9 protein-coding genes are annotated in these 13,462 nt (G+C 69.9%); 7 read left to right on the top strand and 2 right to left on the bottom strand.

Annotation, left to right across the window (positions count from 1 at the left end; all coding sequences use genetic code 11):
* Positions 1 to 3: 3 nt before the first annotated feature.
* Positions 4 to 1,029 (bottom strand): ADP-ribosylglycohydrolase family protein, encoded by a 1,026-nt coding sequence (locus tag AOK24_RS26610; protein ID WP_055722599.1) that lies wholly within the window; start codon positions 1,027 to 1,029, stop codon positions 4 to 6.
* A 265-nt stretch (positions 1,030 to 1,294) separates the two neighbouring features.
* Here AOK24_RS26610 and AOK24_RS26605 point away from each other — a divergent pair, with 265 nt between their 5' ends.
* From AOK24_RS26605 to AOK24_RS26580, 6 genes are all read left to right on the top strand, one after another.
* Complete coding sequence (locus AOK24_RS26605) at positions 1,295 to 2,026, top strand: VIT1/CCC1 transporter family protein (protein ID WP_055722598.1); 732 nt, start codon at positions 1,295 to 1,297, stop codon at positions 2,024 to 2,026.
* A gap of 375 nt (positions 2,027 to 2,401) precedes the next feature.
* A complete protein-coding gene (gene gltB / locus AOK24_RS26600) occupies positions 2,402 to 6,994 on the top strand; it encodes a glutamate synthase large subunit (protein ID WP_206191270.1) in 4,593 nt (1,530 codons plus the stop codon).
* Positions 6,987 to 8,447: a glutamate synthase subunit beta gene (locus tag AOK24_RS26595; protein WP_055722596.1), complete on the top strand. Its 1,461-nt coding sequence runs from the start codon at positions 6,987 to 6,989 to the stop codon at positions 8,445 to 8,447. Before gltB ends, AOK24_RS26595 begins: the two co-directional genes overlap by 8 nt.
* A gap of 118 nt (positions 8,448 to 8,565) precedes the next feature.
* On the top strand, positions 8,566 to 9,291 hold the full coding sequence (locus AOK24_RS26590; RefSeq protein WP_055722595.1) for a vWA domain-containing protein: 726 nt from the start codon (positions 8,566 to 8,568) through the stop codon (positions 9,289 to 9,291).
* Between the two features lie 103 nt (positions 9,292 to 9,394).
* Positions 9,395 to 11,008: a cytochrome bc1 complex cytochrome b subunit gene (gene qcrB, locus AOK24_RS26585; protein WP_055722594.1), complete on the top strand. Its 1,614-nt coding sequence runs from the start codon at positions 9,395 to 9,397 to the stop codon at positions 11,006 to 11,008.
* A gap of 83 nt (positions 11,009 to 11,091) precedes the next feature.
* Complete coding sequence (locus AOK24_RS26580; protein WP_055722593.1) at positions 11,092 to 12,249, top strand: acetyl-CoA C-acetyltransferase; 1,158 nt, start codon at positions 11,092 to 11,094, stop codon at positions 12,247 to 12,249.
* Between the two features lie 21 nt (positions 12,250 to 12,270).
* Here the strand turns inward: AOK24_RS26580 and AOK24_RS26575 are convergent, their stop codons facing one another.
* Positions 12,271 to 13,143: a hypothetical protein gene (locus AOK24_RS26575; protein WP_055722592.1), complete on the bottom strand. Its 873-nt coding sequence runs from the start codon at positions 13,141 to 13,143 to the stop codon at positions 12,271 to 12,273.
* A 95-nt stretch (positions 13,144 to 13,238) separates the two neighbouring features.
* On the opposite strand from AOK24_RS26575, the gene AOK24_RS26570 reads away from it, so the two are divergent.
* On the top strand, positions 13,239 to 13,462 hold a 224-nt coding region (locus AOK24_RS26570), incomplete at its 3' end, for a chorismate mutase (RefSeq protein ID WP_055722591.1).

Raw genomic sequence — 13,462 nt, 5'->3', positions numbered from 1 at the left:
ACCTCACCTCTCCTCCCCGCCCTCCGCCGCCAGCGCGTAGTCCGCCCTCGTCGGGGTCCACTTCGTGCTCTCCGTCTGGATGAGGAGTTCGGCGACGTCCAGGACGTGGTGGCCGGCCATTTCGGGGAGGCAGGAGCCTTTTGCGGGGCCGATGGCTTGTGCCCAGGGGGCAGGGATGGCGGAGGCGCCTTGGGTTGCTCCGGAGAGGGCGCCTGCTACTGCTGCTGTTGTGTCGGCGTCTCTGCCCATGTTGACCGCAGTCAGGACGGAGGACTCGAAGTCGGCGTTGGCGTAGGCGTACGCGCCGAAGGAGAGGGCCACGGCCTCGGGGGCCAGGTCGGTCCAGGGGTAGCCGGGGATGATGACGGCGGTGCGGATGGCGCGTTCGCCTTGGTGGGCGTGGGCGACGGCGCGGCGGAGGGAGCGGGCGGTCCAGGAGTCGTCGGGGATGACGGCCAGGGCGGAGGCGATGACGGTGATGGGGGGTGCGCCGGTCATGGCGGTGGCCACGCCTGCGGCTACCGCTTGGCCGCCGTAGATGCCTTCGCCCTCGTGGCTGACCGAGCCGTCGATCGCGGCCAGGCGGGCCGCTTCTGCGGGGCGGCCTGCCGCGAAGACGCCGAAGACGGCCGCGCGCATCGCGAGGCCGTCGCTCCAGGCGTGGCGGTGCTGGGCGGTGATGGGGGCGGTGAGGCCGCGGCGGAGGTTCTCGAGGGTGCCGCGTTCGCTGAAGCCGGCGCCTCGGAAGGGGCCTTCGTCGCGGTCGGCGATCCAGGCGTGCCAGGCGGATTCGACGTGGGCGGGGGTGAGGGCGGAGCCGTGGCGGGCGAGGAGGAGGCCGGAGAGGATCGCGTACTCGGTGTCGTCGGTGCCGGCGGGGGTGTCGGTGACGTACCCGGTGATGCGGCCCCAGCGGGCGCGGATCTCGGAGGGCTTCATGTTCTCCGCCGGGGCGCCGAGGGCGTCTCCTACGGCGAGGCCGAGCAGGGCGCCTCTCGCTCGTTCACGCAGCGCTGCGATGGATGCCATACGTGAACCTCCGGGGGAGAGGGGCGGGTCAGTGATCAGATCTGTCCCACCATTGGCGGTTGACCTCAGCCTGGAAGCCCCTTTTGTCACCCGGTCGACTTTTGAGCGCAGCTCAGATCGGATGAGCGTTCAGCGGTAAAACCGCAGGTAAGCCCAGCCTTTCCTTGCTGGCGGGCGGGGAATCATCGACGTAGTCTCGGTGCTGTAGAGAATTAGAACGTGTCCAAAGTTAGCTTTGGCTTAGCTTGCCGGGGATGGAAAGAACATGGCTCTCATCGACGTCGAGGCGCCGCTGCACGAGGCGCACCGCGACAACCACACCCACCGTGACGTCAACGGCGGCTGGCTCAGGCCGGCGGTGTTCGGGGCGATGGACGGGCTGGTGTCCAACCTCGCGCTGATGACCGGCGTCGCGGGCGGCGACCTGGGGCACCAGGCCGTCGTCCTCACCGGACTCGCGGGCCTCGCGGCGGGCGCCTTCTCGATGGCGGCCGGCGAGTACACCTCCGTCGCCTCGCAGCGGGAGCTGGTGGAGGCGGAGCTGGACGTGGAGCGCGCGCAGCTGCGCAGGCACCCGGCGGACGAGGAGGCGGAGCTGGCCGCGCTGTACGAGGCGCGGGGCGTGGACGCGCCGCTCGCCAAGGAGGTCGCGCGGCAGCTGTCGCGGGACCCCGAGATGGCGCTGGAGATCCATGCGCGCGAGGAGCTGGGGATCGACCCCTCGGACCTGCCCTCGCCGCTGGTCGCCGCCGTCTCGTCGTTCGGGGCGTTCGCGCTGGGCGCGCTGCTGCCGGTGCTGCCGTACCTGCTGGGGGCGAGCGCGCTGTGGCCGGCCGTGCTGGTGGCGCTGCTGGGGCTCTTCCTGTGCGGGGCGGTCGTCGCGCGCGTGACCGCGCGGACCTGGTGGTACAGCGGGCTGCGGCAGTTGGCGCTGGGAGGCGCGGCGGCGGGTGTGACGTACGTCCTGGGCACTTTGTTCGGTACGGCCGTAGGATAAGAAGGCTGCTAGGTATGCGAGGGACCGTATAAATAGCCGTTACTCGCTGGTTTCGGATGCGTGACCACGGGGCATGAGCCGTAAGCGCTGTGGGCAACGACGCCTGTGGCACACGCGCGGGATGGGTGAAGACGCCCCTTCCGTACTCCCCCAGGAACGACGGACACCGATCTGTCCCGCTCGCTCCCACACATTTTCAGCCGCCTCGCGCGGCACCCGCCGCGACCCCACGGCGTCCACATGTTGGAACGGTTTATCCACTTCCCGAGAACCGCCCCATCATGTAACCTGCACGAAATTTTGCACTTACGCAGAGGGCCAACGTCGTCCCTCGGCAACGCAGATATGCCACTTGAGACGACGACGGGAGAGCCGATGCGTACGCCGCGCCAGCCGTCCCAGCACTCCGCGAATGGCCAGAACTGGTCCTTCATGGATGCTCGCCCTGCCGCGCAGGGTATGTACGACCCCCGTAACGAGCACGACGCCTGCGGCGTCGGCTTCGTGGCCACCCTCACCGGTGAGGCGAGCCACACGCTGGTCGAGCAGGCGCTGACCGTTCTGCGCAACCTCGAACACCGCGGCGCCACCGGCTCCGAGCCCGACTCGGGCGACGGCGCGGGCATCCTGACCCAGGTCCCGGACGCCTTCTTCCGCGAGGTCGCCGGATTCGAGCTCCCCGCGGCCGGTTCGTACGCCGTCGGCATCGCCTTCCTCCCCGAGGACGGCACCGAGGACGCCGTCTCGCGGATCGAGACGATCGCCGGCGAGGAGGGCCTCACGGTCCTCGGCTGGCGCGAGGTCCCCGTCGCCCCCGGCCTGCTCGGCGCCACGGCCCGCTCCACGATGCCCGCCTTCCGCGAGGTCTTCGTCGCCGACGGCGAGTCCGAGGGCATCGTCCTCGACCGCAAGGCGTTCGCGCTGCGCAAGCGCGCCGAGCGCGAGGCCGGCGTCTACTTCCCGTCGCTGTCCGCGCGGACCATCGTCCACAAGGGCATGCTGACCACCGGCCAGCTGGAGCCGTTCTTCCCGGACCTCTCCGACCGCCGCTTCGCCTCGGCCGTCGCGCTCGTCCACTCCCGGTTCTCCACGAACACCTTCCCGTCGTGGCCGCTCGCCCACCCCTACCGGTTCGTCGCGCACAACGGCGAGATCAACACCGTCAAGGGCAACCGCAACTGGATGGTGGCCCGCGAGTCGCAGCTCGTGAGTGAGCTGTTCGGGGACAAGGGCATCGAGCGGATCTTCCCGATCTGCACCCCCGACGCCTCCGACTCCGCCTCCTTCGACGAGGTCCTGGAGCTGCTGCACCTCGGCGGGCGCTCCCTGCCGCACTCCGTGCTGATGATGATCCCGGAGGCGTGGGAGAACCACGACTCGATGGACCCGGCCCGGCGCGCGTTCTACCAGTTCCACTCCACGCTGATGGAGCCCTGGGACGGCCCCGCCTGCGTCACCTTCACCGACGGCACCCAGGTCGGCGCGGTCCTCGACCGCAACGGCCTGCGCCCCGGCCGCTACTGGGTCACGGACGACGGCCTCGTCGTCCTCGGCTCCGAGGTCGGCGTCCTGGACATCGACCCCGCGAAGGTCGTCCGCAAGGGCCGCCTCCAGCCCGGCAAGATGTTCCTCGTCGACACCGCCGAGCACCGCATCATCGAGGACGACGAGATCAAGGCGTCCCTCGCCGCCGAGGCGCCGTACGCGGAGTGGCTGGAGACCGGCGAGATCGAGCTCGGCGACCTGCCCGAGCGCGAGCACATCGTCCACACCCACGCCTCCGTCACCCGCCGCCAGCAGACCTTCGGGTACACCGAGGAGGAGCTGCGCGTCATCCTCGCCCCGATGGCGAAGGCCGGCGCCGAGCCGATCGGCTCGATGGGTACGGACTCGCCGATCGCGGCGCTCTCCAGCCGCCCCCGGCTGCTGTTCGACTACTTCACGCAGCTCTTCGCGCAGGTCACCAACCCTCCGCTGGACGCCATCCGCGAGGAGCTGGTCACCTCCCTGCGCTCCTCGCTGGGCCCCCAGGGCAACCTGCTGGAGCCGAGCGCGGCCTCCTGTCGTACCGTCACCCTGCCCTTCCCGGTGATCGACAACGATGAGCTGGCCAAGCTCATCCACATCAACGCCGACGGCGACATGCCCGGCTTCAAGGCCGCGACCCTGTCCGGCCTGTACCGGGTGAGCGGGGGCGGTGAGTCCCTCGCCGCGCGCATCGACGAGATCTGCGCCGAGGCCGACGCCGCGATCGACAACGGCGCCCGCCTGATCGTCCTCTCGGACCGGCACTCCGACGCCGAGCACGCGCCGATCCCCTCGCTGCTGCTCACCGCCGCCGTCCACCACCACCTCATCCGCACCAAGCAGCGCACCCAGGTGGGCCTGCTGGTCGAGGCCGGGGACGTCCGCGAGGTCCACCACGTCGCCCTGCTGATCGGCTTCGGCGCCGCCGCCGTCAACCCGTACCTGGCGATGGAGTCCGTCGAGGACCTGGTCCGCGCGGGCACCTTCCTCTCGGACATCGAGCCCGAGCAGGCCATCCGCAACCTGATCTACGCGCTCGGCAAGGGCGTCCTCAAGGTCATGTCCAAGATGGGCATCTCGACCGTCGCCTCCTACCGGGGCGCCCAGGTCTTCGAGGCCGTCGGCCTGGAGGACGCGTTCGTCGAGAAGTACTTCAACGGCACCGCCAGCAAGATCGGCGGCGTCGGCATCGACGTCGTCGCCCAGGAGGTCGCCGCCCGGCACGCCAAGGCGTACCCCGCCTCCGGCATCGCCCCGGCGCACCGCGCGCTGGAGATAGGCGGCGAGTACCAGTGGCGCCGCGAGGGCGAGCCGCACCTCTTCGACCCGGAGACGGTCTTCCGCCTCCAGCACGCGACGCGCTCCGGCCGCTACGACATCTTCAAGAAGTACACGGACCGCGTGAACGAGCAGTCCGAGCGCCTCATGACGCTGCGCGGGCTCTTCGGCTTCAAGTCGGACCGTGCGTCGATCTCCGTCGACGAGGTCGAGTCCGTCGAGGACATCGTCAAGCGCTTCTCCACCGGCGCCATGTCCTACGGCTCCATCTCCCGCGAGGCCCACGAGACCCTCGCCATCGCCATGAACCAGCTGGGCGGCAAGTCCAACACCGGTGAGGGCGGCGAGGACCCGGAGCGCCTGTACGACCCGGCGCGCCGCTCCTCGATCAAGCAGGTCGCCTCCGGCCGCTTCGGCGTGACCTCCGAGTACCTGGTCAACGCGGACGACATCCAGATCAAGATGGCCCAGGGCGCCAAGCCCGGCGAGGGCGGCCAGCTGCCCGGCCACAAGGTCTACCCGTGGGTCGCCAAGACCCGGCACTCGACGCCGGGCGTCGGCCTCATCTCGCCGCCGCCGCACCACGACATCTACTCCATCGAGGACCTCGCCCAGCTGATCCACGACCTGAAGAACGCGAACCCGCAGGCGCGGATTCACGTGAAGCTGGTCTCCGAGGTCGGCGTCGGCACGGTCGCGGCGGGTGTCTCCAAGGCGCACGCCGACGTCGTCCTGATCTCCGGTCACGACGGCGGTACGGGTGCCTCGCCGCTCACCTCGCTGAAGCACGCGGGCGGCCCCTGGGAGCTGGGTCTCGCCGAGACGCAGCAGACGCTGCTGCTCAACGGCCTGCGCGACCGGATCGTCGTCCAGACCGACGGGCAGCTCAAGACCGGCCGTGACGTCGTCATCGCCGCGCTGCTCGGCGCCGAGGAGTTCGGTTTCGCGACCGCGCCGCTCGTCGTCTCCGGCTGCGTCATGATGCGCGTCTGCCACCTCGACACCTGCCCCGTCGGCATCGCCACGCAGAACCCCGTTCTGCGCGACCGGTTCGCGGGCAAGGCCGAGTACGTCGTGAACTTCTTCCGGTTCATCGCCGAGGAGGTCCGCGAGCTGCTGGCCGAGCTGGGCTTCCGGTCGATCGAGGAGGCCGTCGGGCACGCCGAGTTCCTCGACGTCGAGCGGGCCGTGGACCACTGGAAGGCGCAGGGCCTCGACCTGGCCCCGCTGTTCCACGTCCCCGCGCTGCCCGAGGGCGCCGTCCGCCACCAGACCGTCGTCCAGGACCACGGTCTGGAGAAGGCGCTCGACAACGAGCTGATCAAGCTCGCCGCCGACGCGCTCGCCGCCTCCGACGCGACGTCCGCGCAGCCGGTGCGCGCACAGGTCAAGGTCCGCAACATCAACCGCACCGTCGGGACGATGCTCGGGCACGAGGTGACGAAGAAGTTCGGCGGCGCCGGGCTCCCCGACGACACCATCGACATCACCTTCACCGGGTCCGCCGGCCAGTCCTTCGGCGCGTTCCTGCCGCGCGGTGTCACGCTGCGCCTCGAAGGCGACGCGAACGACTACGTCGGCAAGGGCCTCTCCGGCGGCCGGGTCGTCGTCCGTCCCGACCGGGGCGCCGACCACCTCGCCGAGTACTCGACCATCGCGGGCAACACCATCGCGTACGGCGCGACCGGCGGGGAGCTGTTCCTGCGCGGGCGTACCGGTGAGCGGTTCTGCGTCCGCAACTCCGGGGCGCTGGTCGTCTCCGAGGGCGTCGGCGACCACGGCTGCGAGTACATGACCGGCGGTCACGCGGTCGTCCTCGGCGAGACCGGGCGCAACTTCGCGGCCGGCATGTCCGGTGGCATCGCGTACGTCGTCGACCTGAACCGGGACAACGTCAACTCCGGGAACCTCGGCGCGATCGAGGAGCTGTCCGACGACGACAAGCAGTGGCTGTACGGCGTCGTGCGCCGCCACGCCGAGGAGACCGGGTCCACGGTCGCCGAGAAGCTGCTCGCCGACTGGGACGCGTCCGCCGAGCGCTTCACCAAGATCATCCCCAGTACGTACAAGGCAGTGCTCGCCGCCAAGGACGCCGCCGAGCAGGCGGGACTCTCCGAGTCCGAGATCACCGAGAAGATGATGGAGGCGGCGACCAATGGCTGACCCGAAGGGCTTCCTGAACCACGGCCGTGAGGTCGCCAAGTCCCGTCCGGTGGATGTCCGTCTCAAGGACTGGAACGAGGTCTACGTCCCCGGTTCGCTGCTGCCGATCATCTCGAAGCAGGCGTCCCGCTGCATGGACTGCGGCATCCCGTTCTGCCACAACGGCTGTCCCCTCGGGAACCTCATCCCCGAGTGGAACGACTACGCGTACCGCGAGGACTGGACGGCCGCGTCCGAGCGGCTGCACGCCACGAACAACTTCCCGGAGTTCACCGGGCGGCTCTGCCCGGCTCCCTGCGAGTCGGCGTGCGTCCTGGGCATCAACCAGCCCGCCGTCACCATCAAGAACGTCGAAGTCTCCATCATCGACAAGGCGTGGGACGCCGGTACGGTCGCCCCGCAGGCGCCCGAGCGGCTCTCCGGCAAGACCGTCGCCGTCATCGGCTCCGGGCCCGCCGGGCTCGCCGCCGCCCAGCAGCTCACCCGGGCCGGCCACACCGTCGCCGTGTACGAGCGCGCCGACCGCATCGGCGGTCTGCTGCGGTACGGCATCCCCGAGTTCAAGATGGAGAAGCGGCACATCAACCGGCGTATCGAGCAGATGCGCGCGGAAGGGACCCGCTTCCGGACGGGGATCGAGATCGGGCGCGACCTCAAGGCGACCGACCTCAAGAAGCGGTACGACGCCGTCGTCATCGCCGCCGGGGCGACCACCGCGCGCGATCTGCCCGTCCCCGGGCGGGAGTTGAAGGGCATCCACCAGGCGATGGAGTACCTGCCCCTCGCGAACAAGGTGCAGGAGGGCGACTACGTGACGGCCCCCATCACCGCCGAGGGCAAGCACGTCGTCGTCATCGGCGGCGGTGACACCGGGGCGGACTGCGTCGGCACCGCGCACCGCCAGGGCGCCGCGTCCGTCACGCAGCTGGAGATCATGCCGCGCCCCAGCGAGGACCGGCCCGCCGGGCAGCCCTGGCCGACCTTCCCCATGCTGTACAAGGTGACCTCCGCGCACGAGGAGGGCGGCGAGCGGGTCTACTCCGTCTCCACGACCCACTTCGAGGGCGACGAGGAGGGCAACGTGCAGTGGCTGCACCTCGTCGAGGTCGAGTTCGTCGAGGGCAAGCTCACCCAGAAGCCCGGCACCGAGCGGAAGATCCCCGCCCAGCTCGTCACGCTCGCCATGGGCTTCACCGGCACGGACCGGGAGAACGGCCTCGTCGAACAGTTCGGCCTCGACCTGGACGAGCGCGGCAACATCGCCCGCGACGCCGAGTTCCAGACGAACGTCCCCGGCGTGTTCGTCGCCGGCGACGCCGGCCGCGGACAGTCCCTCATCGTCTGGGCCATCGCCGAGGGCCGCTCCGCCGCCCGCGGCTGCGACCGCTTCCTCACCGGCGCCAGCGACCTCCCGGCCCCGATCCGCCCGACCGACCGCTCCCTGATGGTCTGACGGCCACCCCCAAGACGTCCCGTACAAAGGCGTACGGAACACCAGACGACGCCTGCCCCACTGTCCCCGACCGGACGACCGGGCAGGCGTCGCCGTACGTCTGGATAAGGTGGCCGGTATGGCAGCCATCAGCCTCACGAAGGTCGAGGAGACCGCGCCCGCGCTGGTCAGCCTCTACAAGAGGGCCGGGGAGTCGCTCGCCGGGCACGGGCTGGAGGGGCAGCGGGCCGCCGTCTACCTGGTCGTCGACTACTCCGGGTCGATGAGGCCCTACTACAAGGACGGCACCGTACAGGCGCTGGCGGACCGGGTGTTGGGGCTCGCGGCGCACCTGGACGACGACGGTGAGGTTCCGGTCGTCGTCTTCTCCACCGAGATCGACGCCGTCACCGAGATCACGTTGGCCGGACACGAGGGGCGGATCGAACGGATCGTCTCCGGCCTCGGGCACATGGGCCGGACCAACTATCACCTCGCCATGGACGCCGTCATCGACCACTACCTCGACAGCGGCGCCACCGACCCGGCACTGGTCGTCTTCCAGACCGACGGCGGCCCGACCAGCAGACCCGCCGCCGAACGCTACCTGTGCAAGGCCGCCCGGCTCCCTCTGTTCTGGCAGTTCATCGGCTTCGGCGATGCCCGCAGCAAACAGTTCGACTTCCTGCGCAGACTCGACGAACTCCCCGTACCCGACAGACGCGTCGTCGACAACGCCGGTTTCTTCCACGCGGGGTCGGACCCACGCCGGATGTCCGACGCTGAACTGTACGACCGGCTGCTCGGAGAGTTCCCGGAATGGCTCGTGGAGGCGCGGGCGCGGGGAGTCGTTCGGGCGGTGTGAACAGGTTGCGAGGCGGCTGTCCCACCGGCCTCTGACGTAACATCAACTTCGTTCTGTGATCGCACTGTTGGCGTAGCTCGCGGCACGTGCCACCCTGTGGTTCATGGCTGACGGGGTGCGTACGGACAGCAAGGGCAAGGGCGAGGCTTTCGCCGACTGGGCCGATGGGCGGCTTGGGATATATGGGCTGGCCAAGGCCAATTTGCGGAAGGTGTTTCCGGATCACTGGTCGTTCATGCTGGGGGAGGTCTGCCTCTACAGCTTTATCGTGCTGATTCTGACCGGGGTCTATTTGACGTTGTTCTTCGATCCCAGTAGTTCTGAGGTGATCTACAACGGCAGTTACACCCCGCTGAACGGGGTGAGCATGACGCAGGCGTACGAGTCGACGCTGGACATCAGTTTCGATGTGCGGGGCGGGCTGCTGATCCGGCAGATCCATCACTGGGCGGCGCTGGTGTTCGTCGCCGGGATGCTGATCCACATGATGCGGGTGTTCTTCACGGGCGCGTTCAGGAAGCCGCGTGAGATGAACTGGGTGTTCGGGTGGACGCTGCTGTTCCTGGGGATCCTGACGGGGCTGACGGGGTACTCGCTGCCGGACGACCTGCTGTCCGGCACCGGGCTGCGGTTCGCGCAGGGCGCGATCCTGGCGATCCCGGTCGTCGGGACGTACATCGCGTTCTTCCTGTTCGGCGGCGAGTGGCCCGGCGTCGACTTCATCTCGCGCCTGTATCCGATCCATATCCTGCTGCTGCCGGGGATCATGCTGGGCCTGGTCGTCGCGCATCTGATCCTGGTCTTCTACCACAAGCACACGCAGTACCCGGGCCCGGGCAAGGACGAGAAGTCCGTGGTCGGGATGCCCTTCATGCCGGTGTACATGGCGAAGGCGGGCGGCTTCTTCTTCCTGGTGTTCGGGGTGCTCGCCCTGATGGGCGGCATCGCGACGATCAACCCGGTGTGGGCGTTCGGCCCCTACCGCCCGGACCTCGTGACGACCGGCGCGCAGCCGGACTGGTACCTCGGGTTCTCGGAGGGGCTGATCCGCGTGATGCCCGCGTGGGAGATCAACGCCTGGGGCCACACCCTCCAGCTGGGCGTGTTCATCCCGTTCACCCTGTTCCCGCTGATCCTCGTGGCGCTCGGCGTCTACCCGTTCGTGGAAGCGTGGATCACCGGCGACAAACGGGAGCACCATGTCCTCGACCGCCCCCGGAACGTCCCCGTCCGCACAGGGCTCGGCGTCGCCTGGCTGACGCTGTACGGCGTCCTGCTGATCGGCGGCGGCAACGACATCGTCGCCACGCACCTCCACCTGTCGATCAACGCGATCACCTGGTTCGTCCGCATCGGCGTCTTCGTCCTCCCCGTCCTCGCCTTCATCCTCACCAAACGCATCTGCCTCGGCCTCCAGCGCCGCGACCGGGACAAGGTGCTGCACGGCAGGGAGACCGGCACGATCAAACGCCTCCCGCACGGCGAGTACATCGAGGTCCACGAGCCCCTCACGCAGGCCCAGCTGCACACCCTCACCCAGCACGAACAGCCGGCGCCGTACGAGATCGGCGCGCGCGTCGACGCGAACGGGGTCCGGCGTCAGGTGAGCCCGGTGCAGCGGGTGCGCGAGCGCCTCGCGAGGGCGATGTTCGGACCGGGCACGCAGATCGCGAAACCGACGGTGAAGGAGTACAAGGAGCTGACGCGAGGCCACTGAGCACGCGGCTCTTCCCTAGCAAGCGCTTGGTGGGTATGGTGCCAGCGCCCGCCCCACGCAGGGAAGTCCGCCAGGGAGTCGCCATGGCCGAGGCATACATCGTCGAAGCGGTCCGCACACCGATCGGGAAGCGGAAGGGAGGGCTCGGCGGCGTGCACCCGGCGGATCTCGGGGCACATGTCCTGAAGGCGCTGGTGGGCCGCGCCGGCATCGACCCCGCCGCCGTCGAGGACGTCGTCTTCGGCTGCCTGGACGCCGTCGGACCGCAGGCCGGGGACATCGCCCGCACCTGCTGGCTCGCCGCCGGGCTCCCCGAGGAGGTGCCCGGCGTCACCGTCGACCGGCAGTGCGGATCCTCCCAGCAGGCCCTGCACTTCGCCGCGCAGGCCGTCATGTCCGGGACGCAGGACCTCGTCGTCGCCGGCGGCGTCCAGAACATGACGCAGATCCCCATCGCCTACGCCACCCGGCAGGCGGCCGTCGAACTCGGCTTCACCGAGGGCCCGTTCGCGGGCAGCGAGGGATGGCGGGCGCGGTACGGGAACCGGCCCGTCAACCAGTTCGCGGGGGCGGAGATGATCGCCGCGAAGTGGGGGATCAGCCGGGAGGCGCAGGAGGAGTTCGCGCTCACCTCGCACCGCAGGGCTCTGCGGGCCGTCGACGAGGGCCGGTTCGTACGGGAGACCGTGCCCTGCAAGGACGTCGACGTCGACGAGGGCCCCCGCCGGGACACCTCGCTGGAGAAGATGGCCGCCCTCAAGCCGGTCATCGACGGCGGGACCGTCACCGCCGCCTGCTCGTCCCAAGTCTCCGACGGGGCCGCCGCGTTGCTCATCGCCTCCGAACGCGCCGTCCAGGAACACGGGTTGACGCCCCGCGCCCGCGTCCACCACCTCTCCGTACGCGGCGAGGACCCGATCAGGATGCTCACCGCGCCCATCCCGGCGACCGCGCACGCCCTGAAGAAGACCGGCCTGCGGCTCGATCAGATCGACCTCGTCGAGATCAACGAGGCGTTCGCGCCGGTGGTGTTGGCGTGGATCGAGGAGACCGGCGCCGACCCCGAGAAGGTGAACGTCAACGGCGGAGCCATCGCCCTCGGGCATCCCCTCGGCGCCACCGGGGCACGGCTCATGACGACGCTGCTGCACGAACTGGAGCGCGTGGAAGGGCGGTTCGGGCTCCAGACCATGTGCGAGGGCGGCGGACAGGCCAACGTCACCATCATCGAACGGCTGTAACTCACCGGCGTACAGCGGGAGTCACGTATCGCACTCCAGGACCGTACGGCACAGCCCGCAGCGCGCCCGCACCCTCCCCTTCACCGGCACCCGGATGCGCTGATGGCACGTCGGGCACGGGAAGCTCACCCGCGGAGGCGTGCCCGGCGAGAACGAGTACGGCGTGTCCGGGGCCGTCCGCGCCTGGCGCCGGTCGCGGGCGTACCGGCGCCGCCCCGCCCAGCCCGCCGCCGTCAGCGGAGGCTGCCGTCCGTCGAGGAGGGCGCGGGCGAGGCCCGCCTCGTACGCCGTGTACGCCTGCGGGCTCGTGAACCACGTGCGCGGGTCCTCGCCGAAGAACAGGGAGCGCTTGGCGAGGACGTACCCGAACTCCTCCGGCGTGAGGTAGCCGAGCTTCTGGGACGCCTCGCCGTGCTCGCGGTAGGCGTCCAGGAGGAGCCAGCCCGCGCCGAGGTAGGTGGCCGCCGTGTCCGTCAGGATCTCGTTGTCCCGGGTGCCCGGGAAGGACAGGTCCAGGCGGTGCAGGTACACGTGCATGATCTCGTGCGCCAGGGCCGCGCCGATGTCCTCGCGGTGGGTGCGGAAACGGTCGTTCAGCTCGACGAAGTACTCCGGGCCCGCCGTCAGCTCGATGTGCGCCGCGTGCTCCATCTCGCGGAAGCCGACGATCAGCCGGGCGTCCGGCAGCCGGTAGTGCCGGATCAGCTCCCGCGCGACGCGCTGCGCGCCCAGGTGCAGGTCGTCGGCGTCCGCGAACGCGACGTCCACCGGCGGCACGCTCGCCCCGAACGCGCACACCGTGTCGTACGACAGGCGCCTGTACAGCGCCGTCACCGCCGCCCGCACCGTCTCCAGGTGCGGGAAACCGTGCTCGACCGGCCCGCCGTCCGCCACGCCGCACCCCCTCCGACGTCTTGCACTCTCTTCTTACTGTACGAGTGGTGGACACCCCGGGCCCTTCGGGACCGGACGGATTAGGGTGAACGGCCATGACCACCAGCAACACCGTCGGCCCCGAGGTCCAGGAAGAGCTGACGCGCCTGCGCGACAGCATCGACAACATCGACGCCGCCGTCATCCACATGCTCGCCGAACGCTTCAAGGCCACGCAGCAGGTCGGCTACCTCAAGGCACGCCACCACCTCCCCGCCGCCGACCCGGCCCGCGAGGCCCGCCAGATCACCAGGCTGCGGGGCCTCGCGGGCCGGGTCGG

The sequence above is a fragment of the Streptomyces niveiscabiei genome, from assembly GCF_001419795.1.
GTDB classification, from domain to species: Bacteria; Actinomycetota; Actinomycetes; order Streptomycetales; family Streptomycetaceae; genus Streptomyces; species Streptomyces niveiscabiei.
The sequence above is the reverse complement of the archived record's forward strand: the minus strand, read 5'-3'. Positions and strand labels throughout refer to the sequence as shown.

Bases quoted from the DNA above. Each gene is read 5' to 3' on its own strand.
- AOK24_RS26610 (WP_055722599.1), bottom strand. From the start codon at position 1,029: ATGGCATCCATCGCAGCGCTGCGTGAACGAGCGAGAGGCGCCCTGCTC.
- AOK24_RS26605 (WP_055722598.1), top strand. From the start codon at position 1,295: ATGGCTCTCATCGACGTCGAGGCGCCGCTGCACGAGGCGCACCGCGAC.
- gltB (WP_206191270.1), top strand. From the start codon at position 2,402: ATGCGTACGCCGCGCCAGCCGTCCCAGCACTCCGCGAATGGCCAGAAC.
- AOK24_RS26595 (WP_055722596.1), top strand. From the start codon at position 6,987: ATGGCTGACCCGAAGGGCTTCCTGAACCACGGCCGTGAGGTCGCCAAG.
- AOK24_RS26590 (WP_055722595.1), top strand. From the start codon at position 8,566: ATGGCAGCCATCAGCCTCACGAAGGTCGAGGAGACCGCGCCCGCGCTG.
- qcrB (WP_055722594.1), top strand. From the start codon at position 9,395: ATGGCTGACGGGGTGCGTACGGACAGCAAGGGCAAGGGCGAGGCTTTC.
- AOK24_RS26580 (WP_055722593.1), top strand. From the start codon at position 11,092: ATGGCCGAGGCATACATCGTCGAAGCGGTCCGCACACCGATCGGGAAG.